The organism is Hymenobacter sp. B1770, assembly GCF_049896385.1.
Lineage (GTDB): Bacteria > Bacteroidota > Bacteroidia > Cytophagales > Hymenobacteraceae > Hymenobacter.
Genome location: NZ_JAFCUF010000015.1, coordinates 67,804 through 88,838, shown reverse-complemented (window position 1 = coordinate 88,838; position 21,035 = coordinate 67,804). Strand labels below are relative to the sequence as shown.

At 60.4% G+C, this 21,035-nt stretch carries 17 protein-coding genes; 10 read left to right on the top strand and 7 right to left on the bottom strand.

What is annotated here, in order from left to right:
* Positions 1-64 precede the first annotated feature (64 nt).
* A complete protein-coding gene (locus ACP7AJ_RS20625) occupies positions 65-430 on the bottom strand; it encodes a hypothetical protein (protein WP_426062108.1) in 366 nt (121 codons plus the stop codon).
* 642 nt (positions 431-1,072) lie between these two features.
* Here ACP7AJ_RS20625 and ACP7AJ_RS20620 point away from each other — a divergent pair.
* Entirely contained in the window at positions 1,073-1,636 is a 564-nt protein-coding gene (locus tag ACP7AJ_RS20620; RefSeq protein ID WP_426062107.1) for a class I SAM-dependent methyltransferase, read from the top strand.
* 35 nt (positions 1,637-1,671) lie between these two features.
* Here ACP7AJ_RS20620 and ACP7AJ_RS20615 read toward each other — a convergent pair whose 3' ends face one another.
* On the bottom strand, positions 1,672-2,415 hold the full coding sequence (locus ACP7AJ_RS20615) for an EcsC family protein (protein ID WP_426062106.1): 744 nt from the start codon (positions 2,413-2,415) through the stop codon (positions 1,672-1,674).
* Positions 2,416-2,487: 72 nt separating this feature from the next.
* Positions 2,488-3,249, bottom strand: a complete 762-nt coding sequence (locus tag ACP7AJ_RS20610; protein ID WP_426062105.1) for a glycosyltransferase family 2 protein — start codon at positions 3,247-3,249, stop codon at positions 2,488-2,490.
* A gap of 137 nt (positions 3,250-3,386) precedes the next feature.
* Here ACP7AJ_RS20610 and ACP7AJ_RS20605 point away from each other — a divergent pair, with 137 nt between their 5' ends.
* Together ACP7AJ_RS20605 and ACP7AJ_RS20600 are read left to right on the top strand one after the other, a co-directional pair.
* Positions 3,387-4,121 carry a diphthine--ammonia ligase gene (locus ACP7AJ_RS20605; RefSeq protein ID WP_426062104.1) on the top strand — a complete coding sequence of 245 codons (735 nt, stop codon included), beginning with the start codon at positions 3,387-3,389 and terminating at the stop codon, positions 4,119-4,121.
* 202 nt (positions 4,122-4,323) lie between these two features.
* Complete coding sequence (locus ACP7AJ_RS20600; protein WP_426062103.1) at positions 4,324-5,013, top strand: TIGR02117 family protein; 690 nt, start codon at positions 4,324-4,326, stop codon at positions 5,011-5,013.
* Positions 5,014-5,145: 132 nt separating this feature from the next.
* Here the strand turns inward: ACP7AJ_RS20600 and ACP7AJ_RS20595 are convergent, their stop codons facing one another.
* Positions 5,146-5,394, bottom strand: coding sequence for a hypothetical protein (locus tag ACP7AJ_RS20595; protein WP_426062102.1), 249 nt, complete (start codon positions 5,392-5,394; stop codon positions 5,146-5,148).
* Positions 5,395-5,622: 228 nt separating this feature from the next.
* Between ACP7AJ_RS20595 and ACP7AJ_RS20590 the strand changes: the two genes are divergently transcribed.
* From ACP7AJ_RS20590 to ACP7AJ_RS20570, 5 genes are all read left to right on the top strand, one after another.
* Positions 5,623-6,078, top strand: a complete 456-nt coding sequence (locus ACP7AJ_RS20590) for a LexA family protein (RefSeq protein WP_426062101.1) — start codon at positions 5,623-5,625, stop codon at positions 6,076-6,078.
* A gap of 28 nt (positions 6,079-6,106) precedes the next feature.
* Positions 6,107-7,438: a Y-family DNA polymerase gene (locus ACP7AJ_RS20585; RefSeq protein ID WP_426062100.1), complete on the top strand. Its 1,332-nt coding sequence runs from the start codon at positions 6,107-6,109 to the stop codon at positions 7,436-7,438.
* Positions 7,439-7,530: 92 nt separating this feature from the next.
* Positions 7,531-7,929, top strand: coding sequence for a hypothetical protein (locus ACP7AJ_RS20580; RefSeq protein WP_426062098.1), 399 nt, complete (start codon positions 7,531-7,533; stop codon positions 7,927-7,929).
* A gap of 207 nt (positions 7,930-8,136) precedes the next feature.
* Positions 8,137-12,543, top strand: coding sequence for a CusA/CzcA family heavy metal efflux RND transporter (locus ACP7AJ_RS20575; protein WP_426062097.1), 4,407 nt, complete (start codon positions 8,137-8,139; stop codon positions 12,541-12,543).
* Positions 12,544-12,577: 34 nt separating this feature from the next.
* Entirely contained in the window at positions 12,578-13,819 is a 1,242-nt protein-coding gene (locus ACP7AJ_RS20570) for an efflux RND transporter periplasmic adaptor subunit (protein ID WP_426062096.1), read from the top strand.
* A gap of 182 nt (positions 13,820-14,001) precedes the next feature.
* On the opposite strand, the gene ACP7AJ_RS20565 is transcribed toward ACP7AJ_RS20570, so the two are convergent.
* The gene (locus ACP7AJ_RS20565) at positions 14,002-16,836 is read right to left on the bottom strand and encodes a S8 family serine peptidase (RefSeq protein ID WP_426062095.1); all 2,835 of its coding nucleotides are present in this window, start codon (positions 16,834-16,836) and stop codon (positions 14,002-14,004) included.
* A gap of 277 nt (positions 16,837-17,113) precedes the next feature.
* Here ACP7AJ_RS20565 and paaN point away from each other — a divergent pair, with 277 nt between their 5' ends.
* A complete protein-coding gene (gene paaN, locus ACP7AJ_RS20560; RefSeq protein ID WP_426062094.1) occupies positions 17,114-18,769 on the top strand; it encodes a phenylacetic acid degradation protein PaaN in 1,656 nt (551 codons plus the stop codon).
* Positions 18,770-19,275: 506 nt separating this feature from the next.
* On the opposite strand, the gene ACP7AJ_RS20555 is transcribed toward paaN, so the two are convergent.
* Entirely contained in the window at positions 19,276-19,581 is a 306-nt protein-coding gene (locus ACP7AJ_RS20555) for a hypothetical protein (RefSeq protein WP_426062093.1), read from the bottom strand.
* 198 nt (positions 19,582-19,779) lie between these two features.
* On the opposite strand from ACP7AJ_RS20555, the gene ACP7AJ_RS20550 reads away from it, so the two are divergent.
* Positions 19,780-20,235 (top strand): energy transducer TonB, encoded by a 456-nt coding sequence (locus ACP7AJ_RS20550; protein WP_426062092.1) that lies wholly within the window; start codon positions 19,780-19,782, stop codon positions 20,233-20,235.
* A gap of 74 nt (positions 20,236-20,309) precedes the next feature.
* Here the strand turns inward: ACP7AJ_RS20550 and ACP7AJ_RS20545 are convergent, their stop codons facing one another.
* Positions 20,310-20,864, bottom strand: coding sequence for a hypothetical protein (locus tag ACP7AJ_RS20545; RefSeq protein ID WP_426062091.1), 555 nt, complete (start codon positions 20,862-20,864; stop codon positions 20,310-20,312).
* Between the last annotated feature and the right edge of the window lie 171 nt (positions 20,865-21,035).

Sequence of the window (21,035 nt, the reverse complement as noted above, 5' to 3'; positions counted from 1 at the left end):
TGCCGCATACGGCGCAAAGATGTTGCGTTGAAACCATGAGCACCTATACGCCTTTCACCACGTATTAGACCATCGCCGAATTTCCTATTTCCATATCATCAGTATAAATAGAATAGGGCCTGGCTAGACTTATTTCAGCAAGCGGAATCATTGTACTGCTTGCTGATTGGCTTGAAGTTGCTTGGTAGCGCAAAAGCAAGACGCGGCCGTCTGATAAGTTGCCGGTAAGAAACAAATGGCTCATTGGCCCGATGATAGCAGCCGCTTCCACGCGTACCTGCGTGAGGGGCTCGCCCGGTGCGCCATTAACAGCAACGACAATGGTGGGCGGGGGTGCTGGCGTTGAGGTAGGGGCAACATAGTCCTCCTTTGATTGGCAGGCGGAGACAACCAATAGGACCAGAGGCAGCAGAATGCGGAGCGTATTCACGGTGCATGATTTTAAGAGAAAGTAAATGCCTGGTTAAGTCGATTGGTCTGAGCGCTTTGGCTTGCTCAGGGGTGGGTGCAATCCCCACCATAAGGGGAGTTTCAGAATGAAAAGGGTTAGGCTGTAACCAGGGGCAATGCTGGCAGGTGCAATCTCCTTGTATAGCTTTTCAGCAACGTGTCAATCAAATCCCAGTGGTTTTACATCTGCCGGGACCGACAAGCTCCATGGGCGTATTCCAGTGTCTGTTACAGGACCATTCCGGTTTGGTTAGGTCAGCGGCCATCCTGTTAGTAGTAGCCGTTACGGTCGTTTAGATAGCAACAATTTGCGGTATCAGAAGGACAAGCCAGTCTGTGAGTTAAAAAATTAGGTGAACTCTTTAAGTTACAAATCATACCTGAAATATGCAAAGCGGTTTGATTGCCCCGGCTGGTGTGAGCTCAACGCAGCTTAACTCATGACCATTTACGGCACGTGGGCTGGGCCTCTATTGCGCATTAGCAGCTTTTCTTTCGCTTTAGGAGCTTAAGAAAAACAGCCACTCCAGGAATTTGAGGCAGCTGTTTGGTTTTGGCACTTTCACGGGCGCTTGCCGTACAAGCTTTTTACTATCAGCCCGTAAACCAGCGCGCTAGCACAATGGATACCATCGTCTATCTGAAGAATATGCTGCGCGACAAGCAGGTAGCTTCTCTAATGCCGACCTCGGGTTTCGCGGTCGAAAAGGTGTGCAGTAAAATCGATTTCAGCCGTCGAAACATCGTCGTGGAATTTGGGCCGGGTACAGGCGTATTCACCCGTTACCTCCTTGGCCGGCTAACACCCGACTCGGTGCTGATTGTGATTGAGCGGAACGAGGGATTTGTCCAGATACTGCACGACACGTTTCAGGATTCGCGCCTGACTATTTACCATGACAGCGCCGAGAACATTAGGCATCTATTAGCTCGCAGCAATGAAAAACAGGCGGATTACATCGTGTCAGGTATTCCGTTTTCGTTTCTGCCCCCTGAGCTGCGCGAAACCATTGTTCGCAATTCGCACCAGTGCCTACGCCCCGGCGGCAAGCTCCTGGCTTACCAGACGTTCTTTCAACTAGACCGTTTTCTGAAGGATTATCTCAACCAGCAATTCAGGAAATCGGCGACAGAAATATGTCTTCTTAATGCGCCGCCCCTCAAGATTTTTGAGGCGGTTAAATAGAGTGCCAGCTCGCCAAAGCGGTTGGTAGAGTTGCACTAAGCCCGCGCTAGCCTAGCATCTTCCGCGGCGAAGTAGCGCATGCGGTAGCAGTTCATGGCCATTTCGCCGAGCTGCTCCATTAGCTTATAGTTGGCGATGGCGCCCACTGGCGCGCCGATGATAGGAAGAAGCTGGGCCATCTTGGCGATGTCGATGTAGTCGCGGTATTCCTGCTGCAGGGTGCGCCAGTCGAATTCGTTGACATCGGTGGGCAAGGTGTGGCGGTAGCTGTCCCAGGTGGCGAGGCGGCGGTAGGTTTCGTTGCGGGTATGCTGGCTGCTGAAGGCCAGCTGAAAGACGTGCAGCATATAGAGCCGCTCGGTGTAGTCGCGCACGTCGTGGCCGTAGAGGGCAGCAATGTCGAAAAGCAGCTTGATTTTGAGGCCCAGGAGCAGCGGGAAGTCGGCTAGGCCCAGCAGGAAGCCCCCGGCCCCCGTCACGGCGCCTTCGGCCGAGGCCGTGTTGCGGTAGTATCGAATGCGGGTGCGCACGGCGGTTTCGCGGGCCGGGAGGGTGCCGTCGGGGAGGGGGCGGCGCGTGGTGTGGGTGGAGCCAAACAGCACGCCGCGCACCATTTGCTTGATGGCGGCCGTGATGGCCCTGTGCACCCGCTCGGGCAGCAGGGCATTGAACCGGGCCTGCATGTGGCGGGCAAAGCGGTTCATGAAAGACGGGGGCCGCTGCATCCGCTGCTGCCAGGCCTGCATCTCGGCATGGGCCTGCTGTTCCTCAGAAGACATGGGCTTGGAGTAAGGATGGTTGCCCTAAGCTACGTGGGGTGCCAGGCTTGCGTTGAGAGGATGCCCGCCGACTTACTGCCTGGGCGCCTCGATGCCCAGGGCCTTTAGTTGCTTGGCGTACTTCGCGTAAATCACCTGCAGGTCGGCGTTGTGCTTGTCGGCATCGACCCCAATGCTCACGTTGCTGGCGTGGAAGCGGTGCAGGTGGCTGATGTGCGGGCACAGCACCGGCAGCTGCCCGGCCAGCAGAAAGCGAACGTACAGGTCCAGGTCTTCGGCCATGGGCAGTTCGCCGTCGTAGCCGCCCACCTCGTCGAAGAAAGCGCGGCTGTAGCAGACATTGCCCTGAATGAAGTGCTCGGCCCGGAAAATGGCGCGGAGCATATCGGTGGGCGTGTCGAACTGCCAGGCGTAATAGTCCTCGTTGGGAAGGTAGCGTCCGCGCTCGTCCACGCGCAGGAAGTCGGCCACAAACCACGGGCGGTCGGGGTTGGCGTTGATTTGGGCCGCGTAGTGGTAGAGGGTGCGCTGGAGCATGATGTCGTCGTCGTCGAGGGGCACTACCCAGGCCTCCGGCACGGTTTCCTGGATGAGCTGGTTGCGGGCCAGGCCGGCGAGTTGGCGGGCCGAATGGTGCCAGAGGCGCAGAGGCGGGCCAGGCTGGGCGGCGGCTTCGCGCAGGTAGGCGGCGGTGCCGTCGCGCGAGCCGTTGTCGTTAATCAGGTGTTCGAAGGAAAAGTCGAGCGGGGCGCTGATACTGGCCCGAACGCTGGACACGGCTTCGGGCAGCAAGGCCCGACGCTGGTGGGTGGGGGTGATGATGGCAAAATGCATGGCTCCCTTGTTCGGCTAATGCCAGAAAAAGTTGTTAGGTGAAGGTAGCGCGGTCGTACCCGAAGGGACTTTCAGTCCGCGTGTGGCGTACTCATGCACGGACTAAAAGTCCGCGCTACCCGGTTTCTTTGCCTGAAATGAAGCAACAAGCAATTTTCAATTGGAGCGGGGGTAAGGACTCCGCACTGGCGCTCTACAAAGTGCAGCAAGCCGCCCAATACGAGGTGCTCACGCTGCTTACCAGCGTCAGCGAACCCTACCAGCGGATTTCCATGCACGGCGTGCGCGTGGACCTGCTCGACCAGCAAGCAGCCAGCCTCGGGCTGCCTTGCCACAAGCTGTTCCTGCCCGAAACGCCCACCATGGAGGCCTACGAGCAGCACATGACCACCACACTGCGGCAGCTCCAGCACCAAGGAGCTACGGTGTCCATCTTCGGCGATATTTTCCTGGAAGACCTGCGGCGCTACCGCGAAGAGCAACTGGCTAGGTTGAGCATAGAGGCCGCCTTCCCGCTGTGGGGCGTGCCGACCACGGAGCTTATGCGCGAGTTTCTGGACCTGGGCTTCAAGACCATCACCACCTGCGTCAACGAGAAATTTCTTGACCAAAGCTTCGTGGGCCGGGTGATTGATGAGGATTTCCTGCGCGACTTGCCCGCCAATGTCGACCCCTGCGGGGAGAACGGCGAGTTTCACACCTTCGTGTTCGATGGGCCGATTTTCCAACAGCCCATTGCCTTTGAAAAGGGAGAAATAGTGTACCGCAAGTACACGCCCGCCCCCAAAACCGACGACTCTGGTTACGACTGCGGCGACCAGGACGAGCCTAGTCCGTTTGACACCGGATTTTGGTATTGCGACCTTTTCTAGGCGCTGGGTACCGTAGCGCGAACTTGTAGTTCGCGCCCCCAAGCCGTTGGGGGTGCATCAGTGTCGTTCTGAGACGCGAACTACAAGTTCGCGCCACGACAGGCAACGACCTAAACACTGCTCCGTACTGCAGAACCAATACTGTTGGGTTTATCACCCGATTGCTACGGTGTTTGTCTGCTTCACCTTCCTTTATTTCCACATGCCGTCGCTAATTCGCAAAGTTTTGAAACCGGTAGGCTACGCGACCGGGGCGCTGGTAGCAGCAGCGGGGCTGTATCTCGGAACTGCCTTTGTGCTTTCGCGCATCACGGTACCCAAGGCCAACCCAAATGCCTCGCCTGATGTGCTGGTGTACCTGCACACCAACGGCGTGCACACCGACATGGTAGTGCCCATCAAAACCCCGCAGATAGACTGGAGCGAGCAACTGCCATTCAGCAACATTCCTTCGGGCGATACCTCCATGCGCTACATCGCCTTTGGTTGGGGCGACAAAGGCTTCTACCTCGACACACCCACCTGGGCCGACCTCAAGGTGAGCACGGCACTCGTGGCGGCGTTTTGGCTGGGTTCTTCGGCCATGCACACCACCTACCTGCACAGCCTGGTACCGGGCCCCGACACGGTGCCGCTCTACCTCAGCCAGGATGAATACGCCCAACTCATCGCCTACATCCAACGCAGCTTTCGCTACGATGCGGCCGGCCGCACCCAGCACATTAAAGGCCACAGCTATGGCAACAACGACGCGTTCTACGAAGCGCACCGCGTCTACAGCTTCATCTACACCTGCAACACCTGGACGAACAACGCCCTGAAGGCTAGCGGCCAGAAAGCCTGTCTTTGGACGCCTTCTGATACGGGGATTTTTTACCAGTACGGGAAGTAACGCCGGTAGGGGTGAAGTTCCCGCGCGTGCCTCCCGGCCAGATAAGCTTCCCCAAAAACAAACCGGCCCCGCCGGCTGCAAAGCCAACGGGGCCAAAATGGGTGGAACCATCGTGCCAACGGTCAGGACGGCTTAGTTGAGCCATACGTCCGCCACCTGCTCGAAGCGGTGGGCGGCGAAAGCACCGTAGGGACGCTCGGCATAAAAGCCGAGGATGTGCACCTGCGGCTGGCCAGTGCGTACGTGCGGCAACACGCGCACAGCATACACGCGGCCGGCCTCGGGCCAGTCGCCAATGTAGTCGGCAGGGCGTTGGGCATCGTTCACGCAACGGGCAAATTGCTGCACGGGCAGCGGCGTGGGGAGCTTTACTTTTGACATGACCAAAGATACAAAATTTACAATAAACTAAAAAGCTTGGAAATAACTTTTTAGTCTTTTTTAGAGAGTATTTGTTCAATACATGTAACTCAGCATAACTATGTTGTGGAGATTAGCCACATACGTTATGCTGTGCTTCGTGGATTTTTGAGGTGCGCGAAAACAATCTGCTAAATTAATTAGTAAATAGCATCCCCAACTCGTCATCATAGACGTGGGCGAGCCCTTATGCTTACATCACTTCAGGACTTCATTGCTGCCTCCCAGCTCACCACTCGGGAACTGCCTTTTTTCGGTTGCCCCATCCCGGCGGGCTTCCCGTCGCCCGCCGCCGACCACCTCGACGCTCCGCTCGACCTTACCAAGCACCTGTTCCGGCATCCGGCCTCCACTTTTCTGGCCCGGGTAAGCGGCGATTCCATGATAGGAGCCGGCATTCATCCCGGCGATTTGGTAGCCGTGGACCGCGCCCTGCGCCCCGTTAACGGCAGCATCGTGGGGGCCGTCATCGAGGGCGAACACACCATTAAGCGCCTGCAGGAGCGAGCCGGGCAGCGCTGGCTGGTGGCCGAAAACGCCCGTTACCCGCCCGTGCCCGTGGACCGCGAGACCGGCCTGATAGTGTGGGGGGTGGTAACGCACGTCATCCACGCGCTGGGCACCCACCAGGTAGCAAAGCTGTAACCGGATTTTGCCTCATTTCACCTGATTTATGTACGCTCTCGTCGACTGCAATAATTTCTACGTGTCCTGCGAGCGGGTTTTTTCGCCGCACCTGGAGGGCAGGCCCGTGGTGGTGCTTTCTAACAACGACGGCTGCCTGATTGCGCGGTCGCAGGAAGCGAAGGACTTGGGCCTGAAGATGGGCGAGCCTTACCACTTGGTGCGCCCGCTACTGGAGCAGCATAAGGTGCACGTGTTTTCATCCAACTACGGCTTGTATGGCGACATGAGCCGCCGTGTGGTGCGGGTGCTCAGCGAGTTCTCGGTGGGGGTGGAGGTCTATTCCATCGATGAAGCGTTTCTGGACTTTCATGGCATGGGGATGCTGCAAGAGGACCTGCATGCCTACGGTGTAAAAGTGAAAAACACGGTGAAGCGCGATACTGGTATTCCGACCTGCGTAGGCATTGCGCCCACTAAAACCCTGGCCAAGCTAGCCAACCGTTTGGCCAAAAAGCATGGTACAAATGGCGTGCTGCTGCTCGAAACCGAAGCCCAATGGCAGAAAGCGCTGGCTCTGGCCCCCGTGGAAGACATCTGGGGCGTGGGCCGGCGCTACGCCCACAAATTGTACGATATGGACATCCGCACCGGCGCAGCACTGGCGGCCATGCCCGAGCACTGGATGCGCCAGCACATGGGCGGCGTGGTGGGCCAGCGGCTGAGGCGCGAGCTGCATGGCCAGTCCTGCCTGGAGTGGAACCCCACCGAGTGGGACGATAACGACGAGCTGCAGCCCGCCCAGGCCAGCCGCTACAGCGTGACGTGTACCCGGTCGTTTGGCCGGCCGCAGCACGACGCTGCGGTGCTGAGCGAAGCCGTGGCCACCTTCACCGCCAAAGCTGCTGAGAAGCTGCGCAAACACAGCGTGGTTGCGCAGCTGGTGACCGTGATACTGGGTACAGATAAATTTGCGGCAGCGGCGGGGCCCGCCACGCACTCCGTTGCCGTGACCTTGCCCAACGCCAGCTACGACGTAAGCCTGCTCACCCAGACGGCATTGCAGGGCCTGCACCGCTTGCGCCGCCCTGGGGTGGCTTATCGCCGGGCCGGGGTGCTTTTCAGCGGCCTCGAACCAGCAGGCCAAGGCCAACTAGGCCTGTTTTCGGGCACTGCCGCCGACCAACAGCTCAGCCAGCAGCTGATGAAAACGTTGGATAACCTGAATGCGCGCTTTGGTCGGCAACTGGTGCGCCTTGCCGCGGCTGGCGTTGCCAAAAAGCCGGATGGCAAGATAAAGGAGCCCGCTTGGGCCGGGCGGTCGGCACACCGCTCGCCGCTGTATACCACGGGCTGGGGCGAGTTGTGGCAGTTGCGGTAAAAACTGTGTAGAGACGCGACAATTCGCGTCTCTACATCGGCCATACATCGCCTGACTGGCAACCGGCAGCGAGGCCTATCTTTGCGCTTGGAATGAAACAAGCAGCAGCCTTATTTCTGAGCCTTATCATGTTCGTTGGCGGCCTGATGCCGCAGAACGATGTAGAGGAACTGAGCAAGTTGCCGCAGCTTTTTCAGCACTACCAATACCACAGTTCCGCGGCGGGCGGTTCTTTGTCGCTCGGGCAATTCCTGAGTTTGCACTACGGTGCTGGCCAAGCGGCCTACAACTGCGCACCCGCGCCGGAACACGAGAAATTGCCATTTCACGGGCAACACCGGAGTCCCAATCTGGAGTATGTAGTGCCGACTATTCAGCAGGTAGTACACCTGCGGAAGCCGCAATGGCTGGCCCCGGCGTACCGCCCAGTGGCTGCGTTGCCTTATTCTTATGCCTTTGCGGCGGGTTTGCTGCAGCCGCCTCGAGCTTAGGAAGGAGGCGCTCCGGGAAGTAGTGTGCCCGGTCTGCGCTAAGCCAAGGAGCTAATGCGCAGGTTGGTAGTGGTTAGTCACTGCCGGAAACCATAGGCGTCAACGGTGGTTTGGGCATCGTTCCTGCGCTGGCCTGTGGGCCGGCTCCTTCTCAATTATTGCTGACATTGTGCTGGTTCGCTACGCGGCCGGCGGCAACTCTAACCTATGCTTTCTTGGATAATTGCGGCCAGCATCCGCAACAAGCTTTTTGTGGTGTTGCTGGTCATCGGCATCATGGTGTGGGGCGGCTACTCGGTGGCGCACCTGCCGCTCGATGCCATCCCCGACATTACCAACAACCAAGTGCAAGTCATTACCCAGTCGCCCGCGCTGGCGGCGCAGGAGGTCGAGCAACTGCTCACCGTGCCGCTCGAGCTGCAGCTGCGCACGGTGCCCGGCGTGCAGGAAATCCGCTCTACTTCGCGGGTGGGGTTGTCGGTTATCACCGTCGTGTTCGATGACGACATCGACACCTACCGCACCCGGCAGCTGGTGGCCGAAAAGCTGAAAGCCGCCGAGGGCAGCCTCAGCGCCGACATGGGCCGCCCCGAAATGGCGCCCATCACTACGGGCCTGGGCGAGATATTCCAATACTCACTGCGCGTGGCGCCGGGCTACGAGAAGAAGTTCTCCCTGGCCCAGCTGCGTGAGGTACAGGACTGGATTGTGAAGCGGCAGCTGGCCGGCGTGCCCGGCGTGGTAGATGTGAGCAGCTTCGGCGGCATGGTGCGCCAGTACGAAGTGAGCGTGGTGCCCGACCGGCTCAACTCGGCCGAAGTGTCGCTGAACGAGCTGTTTCGCGCCCTGCAGGCCAACAACGCCAACACCGGCGGCTCCTACCTGGAGCGCGGGCCCAACGCCTACTTCATCCGGGGCGAGGGCCGCGTCAGCAACTTGCAGGACATTGGCAACATTGTGGTGAAGCAGGCCGGCAGCACGCCGCTTCTGGTGCGCGACGTGGCCGACGTGCGCTTTGGCCACGCCGTGCGCTACGGTGCCATGACCCGCAACGGGCAGGGCGAAACCGCTGGCGGCATTGTGCTCATGCTCAAAGGCGCTAGCTCACAGCAAACCATCCAGGGCGTGAAAGCGAAGGTGAAGGCAATTGAGAAAATGCTGCCGCCGGGCCTGACCATCGAGCCGTTTCTGGACCGCACCAAGCTAATCGACCGAGCCATTCACACCGTCAGCAAAAACCTGCTCGAGGGCGGCCTCATTGTGGTGCTGGTGCTACTGTTGCTGCTCGGCAACCTGCGTGCCGGCTTGGTGGTGGCCAGCATGATTCCGCTGTGCATGCTCTTCGCGCTGGGCATGATGCGCACCTTCAACGTGTCGGCCAACCTCATGAGCCTGGGCGCTTTGGACTTCGGCCTCATCGTGGACGGGGCCGTGATTATTGTGGAGGCCATGATATTCCAGCTCGTGCACCACCGCGCCCAGTTCGAGCACGAAACCATGGACCAGGTAGCCGAAACCGCCGCCACGCGCATGATGCGCTCGGCCCTGTTTGGGCAGCTCATCATCCTCATTGTTTACTTCCCTATCCTGGCGCTCACGGGCATTGAGGGGAAGATGTTCCGCCCCATGGCCCTCACGGTGAGCTTCGCCATCATCGGGGCCATGCTGCTCTCGCTCACCTACGTGCCGGCCGTATCGGCTTGGGCCTTGCGTCTCAATATCAAAGAAGAGGGCACCCTGGCCGACCGGTTTATGAATTTTCTGTACCGCGGCTACCGGCCCGTCATCGAGGGCGCACTACGCCTGCGGCTGGCCGTGGTGGGCGTGGCGCTGGGCCTGCTCGGGCTGGCCGTAGTGATTTTTCTGGGCATGGGGGGCGAGTTCGTGCCCCAGCTCGATGAGGGTGATTTCGCGGTGAATGTGACCCTCAAGCCGGGCAGTTCCCTGAGCCAGAGCATTGCCACTACCACGAAAGTGCAGCAGGTGTTGCTCGATAAATTTCCCGAAGTAGAGCAGGTGGTGGGCAAAATTGGCACCTCCGAAATCCCTACTGACCCAATGTCGCTGGAAGACTCCGACCAGATTGTGGTGCTCAAGGACCGGAGCGAGTGGACCTCGGCTGACTCCCGCGAGGAGCTGGCCGACAAGATGCAGCAGGCGCTGGCCGGCATTCCGGGCATTACCCTGGAGTTCCAGCAGCCCATTCAGATGCGTTTTAATGAGCTTATCAGTGGCGCGAAGTCGGATATCAGCATCAAGATTTACGGCGATGACCTGGGTATTCTATACGAAAAGGCTAACCAGGCTGCCGCGCTCATTAGGCCACTGGCCGGCGTGGGCGATTTGAAAGTGGAGCAGGTGGTAGGCCTGCCGCAGCTGCGCGTGACCTACGACCGCCAGAAGCTGGCCCGTTACGGCCTGAACGTAGCCGACCTGAACACGCTGCTGCGCGCCTCCTTTGCCGGCGATGTGGCCGGCCAGGTATACGAAGGTGAGCGCCGCTTCGACCTCGTGGTGCGCCTCGATTCCTCGCAGCGCCGCGGCCTCACCGACCTTAATAACCTGTACGTAGACCTGCCCAGCGGCCAGAAAGTCCCGCTAGGGGAGGTGGCCACGGTTGCCTTCCGCAACGCGCCCGCGCAGGTCTCGCGCGACAATGCCGCTCGTCGCATCAACATCGGCGTGAACGTGCGCAACCGCGACGTGGAAAGCCTGGTGGATGATATTCAGCAGCTGCTTACTCAAAACCTGACGCTGCCCACCGGCTACTCCATTGCCTACGGCGGCCAGTTCGAGAACCTGCAGCAAGCCAAGGGACGGCTACAGATTGCCGTACCGGTGGCGCTACTGCTCATTTTCCTGCTGCTTTACCTGTCCTTCCGCTCGGTGAAGCAGGCAGCCTTGATTTTTACCGGAATCCCGCTGGCGGCCATTGGGGGCATCGCGGCCTTGTCGCTGCGGGGAATGCCGTTTTCCATCTCGGCGGGCGTGGGCTTTATTGCGCTGTTTGGGGTGGCCGTCCTCAATGGCATTGTGCTAATGGCCATTATCAACGATTTTGCCCGCGCTGGTGTCGCCTCGGTGCGCAAGCGCGTGGTGCAGGCCACGGCCGAACGCTTCCGCCCGGTGCTACTCACGGCGGCGGTGGCCTCGCTGGGCTTTTTGCCCATGGCCCTGTCAAACTCCGCTGGGGCGGAGGTGCAGAAGCCCTTGGCCACGGTGGTCATCGGCGGGCTGATTTCGGCCACCTTACTCACGCTGGTGGTGCTGCCGGTCCTCTACACGCTGTTCACCCGCGACGGCGAGCCTAGCCCCACTGACGATGAGGAGTTGCCCGAAACCCCAGCCGTAGTCCGGCAGCCCTTGGTGGCCGGCACCGGCCGGCTCAGCAGCCTGCTGCTGATATTCGTCCTGGCGCTAGCAGCCGGGAGCCAGTCTGCCCAGGCGCAAATCACTCTTCCCAACGCCAGCCCGCCTCTGACCTTAGCGCAGGCCTTGCAAACGGGCCTGCAGCAAAGCCTGCAGCTCCAAAGCTCGTCGCTGGAAGTGCAGCGACAGCGCGCGCTCACCCGCACCGGCTACGACGTGCCGCGTACGCTGGTGGATGTGCAGTACGGGAAAATTCAGGGGCCTTTTAATGACCGTAGCATCAACATTATCCAGCAAACCTCGCTGCCAAATGTATACGCGGCCCAACGTAAGCTGCTGGAAGGTCAAAGTCTTACCGCCGAGCAACGCGCCCGCCTGCAACGCCGCTTGCTGACCCAAGACATCCGCGGGGCTTACTACCGATTACTCACCGACCACCGCCGTCTCAGCCTGCTGCGGCGGCAGGACAGCCTGTACCGCCGGGCGGCTCGGGCGGCCAGCGTGCGCTACCGCACCGGCGAAACCAACCGCCTGGAACAAGTATCGGCCGCCGCCCGCTCCCAGGAGCTGCAAAACCGGCTGGCTACGCTCCGGATACAGTTGCAGGTACAGCGCCAGCAGCTGGGCGTGCTGCTCAACACCGGTGGGGCAGTTAACATCGACACCACAGCGCAGCTGCTGGCCCCTTTGGCAGCCGCCGATACCGCTGGCCTCACTGCCGCCACCAACCCGACGCTGGGACTGTTGGAGCAGGAAGTAGCCGTGAGCCAGCAGCAAACCAAAGTAGAGCGCCTACGCCGCCTGCCCGACATTCGGGCTGGCTACTTCAACCAGTCCATCAACCATGAGGGCGGGTACCAGGTGGGGCAGTTGGGCGTGTCGTTGCCGCTGCTGGGCGGGGTGCAGAAAAACCGCGTGGCTGCTGCCCAAATTGGCGAGCAGGTGGCCGCGGCTCAGCTGACCTATGCCACGGCCCAACTGCTAGGCCAACTGCGGGGGCTGCGACTGCAGCTGGCCCGTGCCCAGGCCTCGCTCACCTACTACGAACAGACCGCCCTGCCCCAGGCCCGCCTGATTCTGAGCACCGCCGAAAAAATCTTCCGCGCCGGGGACATTGACTACGTGACCTACGTGGTGAACACCGAGCCCGCTTGGCAAATCCAGTCCGCCTACCTCGACCAGGTTGGGCAATACAATGAATTCGTCATCGCGCTGCAGGCCCTGGCCGGCACCGATAGCCAATAGCTCGTTCGGGTACCCCATTTTTGCTACTATACCAATGCGTTATTTTCAGTTGTCTTCGCTTTTTCAGCTCGCTAAGCTCGGCTTGGCTTCTGCCCACGGCATTAAGTGGTCAGGGCTTGCACTCGCGGCAGCGCTTCTGGCCGGGGGCTTGCTACCTGCTTGCCAGAGCAAGGGCGAAACGGCCATCGTGCGGGAAGTCGCAACGAACCAGCCGATTGCCAAACCGGGTGAGCTCACCATCAGCCCGGCTCAATTCGCAGCGGCGGGCATTGAGACAGGCAGCTTTACTTACAAAAACATGACCTCCGACGTGCAGGCCAATGGCGTGGTCGACGTGCCCCCGCAAAACCACGTGTCCATCAGTGCGGTGATGGGCGGCTACGTGCAGCAGGTGAGGGTGCTGCCTGGCCAGCAGGTGCGCAAAGGCGCCGTGATAGCGGTGCTCCGCCACCCCGACTACCTCAAGCTGCAGCAGGAGTACCTGCAGGCCCGCGCCCGCCTGCAGTTTCTGCGGCAGGAACTGCAACGCCAGCAAACCCTCGAAGCCGAAGATGTAGGCGCCAAGCGCAAGCTGCAGCAGGCTCAATCAGAATTCCAGAACGAGCAGGCCACGAAAAGCTCCCTGGCCAGCCAGCTGCGTCTGCTGGGCCTCTCGCCCGAGCGGCTCCGCGCCACGTCGCTCACCCCGAGCGTGTCGCTCACCACGCCCATTGGGGGCTACGTAAAGGCCGTCAACATCAACCCCGGCCAGTTCGTGAACCCGCAAGACGTGCTGGTGGAAGTGGTGGACCGCTCCGGCCTGCACCTCGAACTGAAGGTGTTTGAGAAAGACATTGCCCGAGTCCAGAAAGGACAACGCGTGCTATTCAAAGTGCCCAACAGCGGCCAAAACCAGGAGTTGGAAGCCGAAGTGTTTCTGGTCGGACAGGCGTTCGAAGACGATGCCCGCACCGTGCGGGTGCACGCCCATTTGCACAAGCCTTCGGCTACGCTGCTGCCCGGCCAGTACGTGGCGGCCCACATTCAAACGGCCGGAGCCCGGCACCGCACCCTGCCCGAAGATGCCGTAATCCAGGCCGGCGAGCAGAGCTATATTTTTGCTCGCCAGGGCTCCGTCGGCAGTCACCGATTCCGCCGCTACCAGGTGCAAACTGGTGCCACGCAAAACGGCGACGTGGTCATTACCCCGCTCGAGGCCTTGCCCGATACAACGCAGTTGGTTCGGCGCGGGGCTTATTTTCTGGAAGCTGAGCTGAACAAAGGACGGGAGGAGTGATGAGTGAGCTTGTCAGCATAAAAGAAAGCTTTGGAGGAAGTAATCTGTAATGAAGATGGTGCTTCGGTCGGGCCCCTACGCGAATAGCTTTGTTAGCGCCCCGCCCAATGGGCTGAAAAAGAACGGTCGTGCTAAGCTGCTTCAACCAGCTTAGCACGACCGCCTTTGGGAATTGTCCCTTGCTACTGCAATACCACTGCGCGGGTAAGCACCCGTCTGGCGCCAACAGCCCGGACCAGGTACAAGCCCGGCGTCAGTCCCGCCAGGTTGGTGTCCACTTGCCGGCCGAGGGCCCGTAGGCTCATCACCTGCCGGCCCGTCAGGTCGAGGACCAGTACGGTGGCGGGGCCAAAGTCTTCGGGCAGCTGCAGCTGCAGCTGCCCGGTGGTGGGGTTGGGGTAGGCGTTGAAGGCCGAAGCGAACCCGGCCAGCCGCGTGGGCAGGAGGGTAGCAAAGACAAAAGACGCGGCGTCGGCGGCGGCCTGCAACTGCAGCAACGAGGGCGCCGACATCATGGCAAACGCCACGGTAGTCGAGTCGCCGGGGGCCAGCTTGGTTAAGCGGGCGCCCACTACCTGCGAGACATCGGCGCCGCCGGGCAGGCCTGCAGTGCGCTGGGTAGTACCGTTGCTTAAGGTTAGGAATTTTTCGGCAGGCGAGAAGCCGTCGGCCAGGCGCACAGGTGCGCCAACGGGCGCGTTATTATCGAAGGAGTACACCGCTGGGGCGCCGCCGCGCAACAGCTTCACCCCGGCATAGACAGCGGGCAAGTTGGGCGCCGGCTGCCCCAGAGCATAGGTATAGCCCAGCGAACGGGTGCTGTCCCACGCGGCCGCGTTGCGCCCCGTTCCATCGGACGTAGGCATGTCCCAGTCCATAAATAAGCCGGCATAAAGCGGTTTCAGGGTGTCGGCCGTAATGTTCTTCAGGGTGTATTCCAGCACCACAAAATCGCGGCGGCCAGGGCTGGCCCACGCAAAGGCGCGCTGGCGCACGGCCACGCCCACGCTCCGGGCAAGGCTGCCGGCCACGGGAATGCTGTCTTGAAACGAGGCGCGGGCCTCCTGGTCGGCGCGCGGGCCGGGATGCACACGAACCACTTGGGCCGTGCTGAAAAACGACTGTCGGGCTTGCCCAGCCCGCGTCCGGAGGCGGTCCGACACGCGGGTGGGGCTGGTAGCTAGCAGCAGGCCGCCTTCGCTCAGGATATTGCTACTGCCGCGGTAGGTCACGCCAGCCCCCACGGTACCCGCTAGGTTATCAAACGCCAGGTTGCCGCGGCTGGTCAGGGTCACGGCCATGTCATTGCCATCGAGCACCACGTAGTCGGGGTTGAGCAAGATGTCAACGAATTGGTCGAATTGAAATCCGCCCGCGCCGCTTAAGCGGTAGCGCAACGTAGCCTTTGTATTGAGCGGAATGCCGCTATTGGCCACCACTAGGCGGAAGGGCGTGGTGGTATTGCTGGTACGGGCCAGGCTGGCCAAGCCACCCGCCGCAAAGCTGCCCTGCCGCACCGTTACGTGGGGCGAGAGCGAAGTCACCGTAACAGTAAGGTCGGCGATGGGCTGCAGCAGGTTTTGCACGGTTACCATCAGCCGGATGGAGTCGCCGGGCAGGTACACAACGCGAGTCGGCGAAAAAGTGGTCGAGAGCACGCGGGCCTCCTGCAGATTGGTTTTAGTCAGAGCTTTAAGCACGTTGAGCCGGCCGGTGCCCAGGCGGTTAATCCAGGTACTGTTTGCTGGCAGGTCGTAGATGTTATCCGTCGTTTGGCGTAGCTGAGCCGCTACCTGGGCGGCCGTATACTGCGGAAACTGCCACCGCACCAAGGCCGCCGCCGCCGCCACCAGGGGCGCCGAAAACGAGGTGCCGCCCACCGCCACGTAATCGGCATCGGCCGGCCCGCCGCTCCAGGTGGCGTGGTAGCCCGACACGGTGAGGATGCTGACGCCCGGAGCCACCAGGTCTACGCGGTGGCTGAAGGTGGCACTAGGACTCTTCTGGTCGGTGCTGCTCACGCCCGACACCGACAGCACGTGGTCGTAGGAGGCGGGGTAGAACAGCAGGTCGGCGTTGGTGTTGCCGGCTGCGGCCACCAGCACGGCGTCGCGGTTCACAGCGGCGTAAGTCATGGCATCCTGCTCGTAGCGCGAGTAGCCGCCCACAGCCCCCCAGCTCATGTTGATTACCCGGCAGTTGTGGTCGGCAGCGTACACCACGGCTTCCACGCCCGCAAAGCTGCCGGAGGGAGTGTTGGGATAAATATTGAGGGGCAGCAGCCGGCACTTATTACCCAGGCCGGCAATGCCCACACTGTTGTCGGCGTGGGCCGAAGACACGCCCGCCACCATCGAGCCGTGCGTGATGTTGATGTCGTAGCCGGGGTCGTTGTCGTTGTTGGCCAGGTCCCAGCCGTTGAAATTATCCACGTAGCCGTCGCCGTCGTCGTCGACGCCGTTCACCGGGTCTGCGTAGTTGTACTTAATCTGTCGGCGAAACTCTTCGTGGGTGAGCCGCAGCCCGCCATCGGTGATGCCGATGACGATGGAGCTGTCGCACCGCGTGATGTCCCAGGCCCGGTACGCTTTGATTTGCTTTAAATAGTATTGGCTGGTCGTAAGGCTGGTCAGCGTGGAGTCGGCCCCCGGGTCGTTGGGCTGATATTGCGGAAGGCGGATATAAAGCGGCTCCACGTACTCTACTAGTCCGGTGCCCAGCAGCACGGCCCGGGCACGGTCGAGGCTAAGGGTGGCAGGAACCTGCAGCTGATAAATGCCGCGCAACTCCACGCTCCCCGGCTTTTCGGGGCTGGGGGCAATGGCGCGCGGAAATTTTTGCTGCACATTGCTGACATCCAGCGTGCGGAAAGCGGTTTCCAGCGCCGCCGCCGACTGGCCTGGTTTCAGCTTCAGCACCAGCCGCCCGGGCACCGTTGGCGGGTTGGCCGCTGCCTGCGCCGCCCAGCCCAGCCCAACTAAAACCAGGAAAAATAAGAAGCGTAGAGTTTTTTCCATCGAGTAAAAAGGAAGGCTATACCGAGGCCATAGGATAGGAGTAAAGATACCTTAATACGGGCTTATTGTGGGCTTGGTGCGTCGGTTAAATTCGAAAAGCCAGGCGACGATAAAAGGGGCTGGGTGAAAGAATTTTCGGCTGCCAATAATTGAGGATAAACACCGGTTTTGCGCTCTCTTACCCGCCATGTCCGTGGCAGGGTCAGCGCCCTGCTGTAACTTGCAGCGCGGCGGTTCTGCCGTTCGTTCGTCACCTTTCCTACTTCGCCCACCCACGATGATTGCTAAGCACCAAGCCACTCTCGATGCCGCTGTGCAAGCCCTGCACGGGCGCACGTTCTTTGCCGCATTTCCCGAAAACCCATCCCCCGAAATCTACGGGGCCGACGCCGATGCCCAGGGCCGCGAGAAATTCGCCGCCATGCGCGGCCAGCACTTCGCCGAGCTGCAGCAGGGCGAGCCCCAAGGCTGGGCCGGTCAGGAAGAATCGCCCTACGAGCAGCAGTCGCTCGATATCAAATACCCGTTCTACGAGCCCGAAACCCTCATTCGTAATGCCCAGGGCGGGTTTGATGAGTGGCGCAAGCTAAAGCCGGCCCTGCGCGCGGCCTTGCTCACCGAGGCGTTAGACGGCATGAAGAGCCGCTTCTTCGAAATTGCCTATGCCACCATGCACACCACGGGGCAGGCCTTCATGATGTCGTTTCAGGCCAGCGGCCCCCACGCTGCCGACCGCGCCCTCGAGGCCATCGCGGCCGGCTACGAAGAGCAAACCCGCTTCCCCGAAGACACCCGCTGGGAGAAGCCCATGGGCAAGTACAACCTGGCCCTGAACAAAACCTGGCGCGCCGTGCCCAAGGGCCTGGCCCTGGTCATTGGCTGCTCCACGTTTCCCACCTGGAACACCGTGCCGGGCATGTTTGCCTCGCTCGTGACCGGCAACCCCACCATCATCAAGCCCCACCCCAAGGCCGTGCTGCCCATCGCCATTGTGGTGGCCGAGGTGCAGAAAGTGCTGAAGGAGCACGGCCTGAACCCTTGCATTTGCCAGTTGGCCGTGGATGCCGACGACCGCCTCATCACCAAGGACCTAGCCGAGGACCCGGCCATCAAGCTGATTGACTACACCGGCGGCTCGCAGTTTGGCGAGTACGTGGAGAGCCTGAAGGGCAAAACCGTCTTCACCGAGAAAACCGGTGTTAACAGCATCATCCTCGACAGCTGCGACGACCTCGACAAAGTGGCCCAGAACCTGGCTTTCTCCGTGAGCCTCTATTCGGGGCAGATGTGCACGGCCCCGCAAAACTTCTTCATCCCTGAAGCGGGTGTAAAAGTGGGCGACACCATGGTGCCCTACGAGGAAGTGGTGCAGAAGATTTCGGCCGCCGTCACAGGCCTGGCCACCAACCCCAAGGCTGGCTCGCACGTGCTCGGCGCCATTCAGAACCCCGCCACCCACGAACGGGTGAAGCAACTGGCCTTTGATGGTGGCCGTAGCATTCTGGCCCACGGCACCGTGGACAACCCTACCTTTAAGAACGCGCGCACCTGCACGCCCAGCATCTTTGAGGTCGATGCCAGACGTGTAGAGCAGTACAGCCAGGAGCTGTTCGGCCCCATCATGCTGGTCATCAAAACCAAGGATACGCAGGAAAGCGTGCACCTGGCGGCCCAACTCGCCCGCGAGCACGGTGCCATTTCGTGCGGCGCCTACACCACCGACCCCGCTATGAAGGAGCAAATCATGGACGAGATGAGCCTGGCTGGTACGCCCGTCAGCTTCAACCTCACCGGTGGCATCTACGTGAACCAGAACGCCGGCTTCTCCGACTTCCACGTCACCGGTGGCAACCCCGCCGGCAACGCCAGCTTCACCAACCCCGAGTTCGTCATCAAGCGCTTCACCTGGGTGGGCTTCCGCGAGCCAGCGTAGGTTAGTTGTGAGTGGCGAGAACTGCGTGTTTGACACTGACAACTGACCACGAATAACTGTCAACAAAAAAGGGCCGCCGCTTCAACAGAAGCGGCGGCCCTTTTTTGATTAAACTCCTTTGGTCCATTTCCAGTTTTTGGGGGCCTTGGTGGTTTTAAATCTCTCTTGCTTTCTTGGGTTTAGGTCAATGGTGGGGCGAATGTTGTTCACCGGCCGGAAGCGCATTTTGGAGGCTTTGCCTCTCGACGATTCAGAGGCATGCTCGTAGTGATGCTTTGCTTTTAGGCGGGGTTTCTTTCCTTGGCCCTGGGCATAGGTGGCCGTTGTAGCAAGGAAAGGGAAGAGCAGCAAAAGAAGTAACTTTTTCATGGCGAGTAGAGGCTAGATGCATAGGGGATGCAGTGGAAAAAAACAACGCTTGAGCCGACCATTTATCGGCCTGAACTACTCCTTGAAACGCAGCCAGTGGCCAGGAGGTTACGGTGTTTTAAGGTTGACCGCTGCCATTATAAAATCTTTCGTAAATCTTCGCGCAGGCTCTCGATGCCGCGCCGAACCTGGCCCCAAACGCTGGGCTCCGACCCATCGGCGGGAGAGCTAGGGGCAGCACCAAGCTGCTCGGCCAAGCGGGCGCGCTTGGCTTCAAGGGCTTCGGCGTGGGCCTGGTAGGTATTGGGCGAGCCGGCAGCGGTGGCGTGGGCGCGGTTGTGCAGGGTCCGGATTTTGGCGTCTAGTTCGGCCAGGGCTTGGTGTAAGTCGTGTACCGAGAGCTGGGGCGGGCGCTGGGCATCAGGGCCGGGGGTGCTGGACATGGGAATGAAAGAAAAGGCAGTGGGGTATGAAGCTTCGTGTTGTACTGTTTTCAGCGCCGAAAAGATGCCTTAGTGGGCTACTGCCGGGGGGAGCCCAATGTTACCAACATAAGCGCAACGAAAGGATAATTCTAAGTAAGCCTTGCCCGTGGTCGGTGCCGGTAGCTTTGTGTTGTTGAATTTTATCCGGAAAGGCGTATGCTGCGACATTTTACACTGGCCTACGTATTGGCAACTGCTGTGGCAGGGCGGGCCAATGGGCAAACAGCCTCAGTGGCCGCCACGGCCCCCGCTACTGAGCACAGCCCCACCGCTCCCCCAGCGCAGCCGGCTGCCCCCACCGTCTACTTTACTGCCCACGAGATGCCGGCCTTTCCGGGTGGCGATGCAGCCCTACTGAAATTTCTGGCCAGCAAGCTCCATTACCCAGCCGCGGCCCTCGACCGCAGCCTTTCGGGCAAAGTCTACCTCACCTTCACCGTAGACCCGGAAGGCCGCCTTCATGACCCCCACGTAGTGCGCGGCCTTGGATTTGGCCTCGATGACGAAGCCCTGCGCCTCGTGCGCCTCATGCCCTGGTGGAACCCCGGCAAAATCAACGGCCAGCCCGTGTGGGTCACCCTTACCATGCCAATCGCCTTCCGGGCCCTTTGAGGTATTTAACAATTGACAATCAATAGCTCTTCGGGCGTGTTGCGAGGAGGTTATTTATTGTTAAACCCTAACTGTTAATTGTCAAACGTCCGGGGTATTCCGGCTTCGCGGGCCAGGGGCGCAGCGCCCGACTGCCAGAGCGCGGCCAGCACGGCATTGGCGGTTTCGGCTAACTCCACGTGGTAGTCTTCGTGGAGGCGGGCGGTTTGCTTCAGGGCCTCGTGGGTGCGCTTGGTAAGGTGCTGGAGTAGGGGCTGCGTGGGGCCGTGCAGCCGCGCTGTGATGTCGGGCTGGTGCCGAAACACGTTGGCCAGCAGGCGCCAGCTGAGTTCGGTTTCGCCATATACGTCTTCGGTAATTTTGGCGTGGTAGGCGAGGCGCGCCTGCAGCTGCCGCAGAATCACCAGCAAGTCATTGGGCGTTTGGTGGAAGCCGCGCACGGGGTCGTCGACTTGGGCGCGCAGCACGCGGCGGCGGGTTTCCAACGCGTCGGGGCCTTCGAGCAAGCGATAAGCCAACTGCTCGGTCAGGACGGCATCCTGGGCCACGAGTCGGGCCAGTAGTTGGTCTTTTTCCTTTTGCGGGAGCTGGAACAAAGCTTTGCGCAGGTCGGGGGAGAGGGCAGGCATGTGAGACGACGGCGGAATAGTCCCTCAAAATTAGATGACCTAAGCCGTGCGCCAACCTTGAACGATGCGCCAGCCACTGAGCAGCGTTTTAACTGCCAAAACCCATAGATGAACTACAACAGCTTGCGGCGAAGACGGCGAAGTGGCTGAAAGCACATAAATTAAATAGTA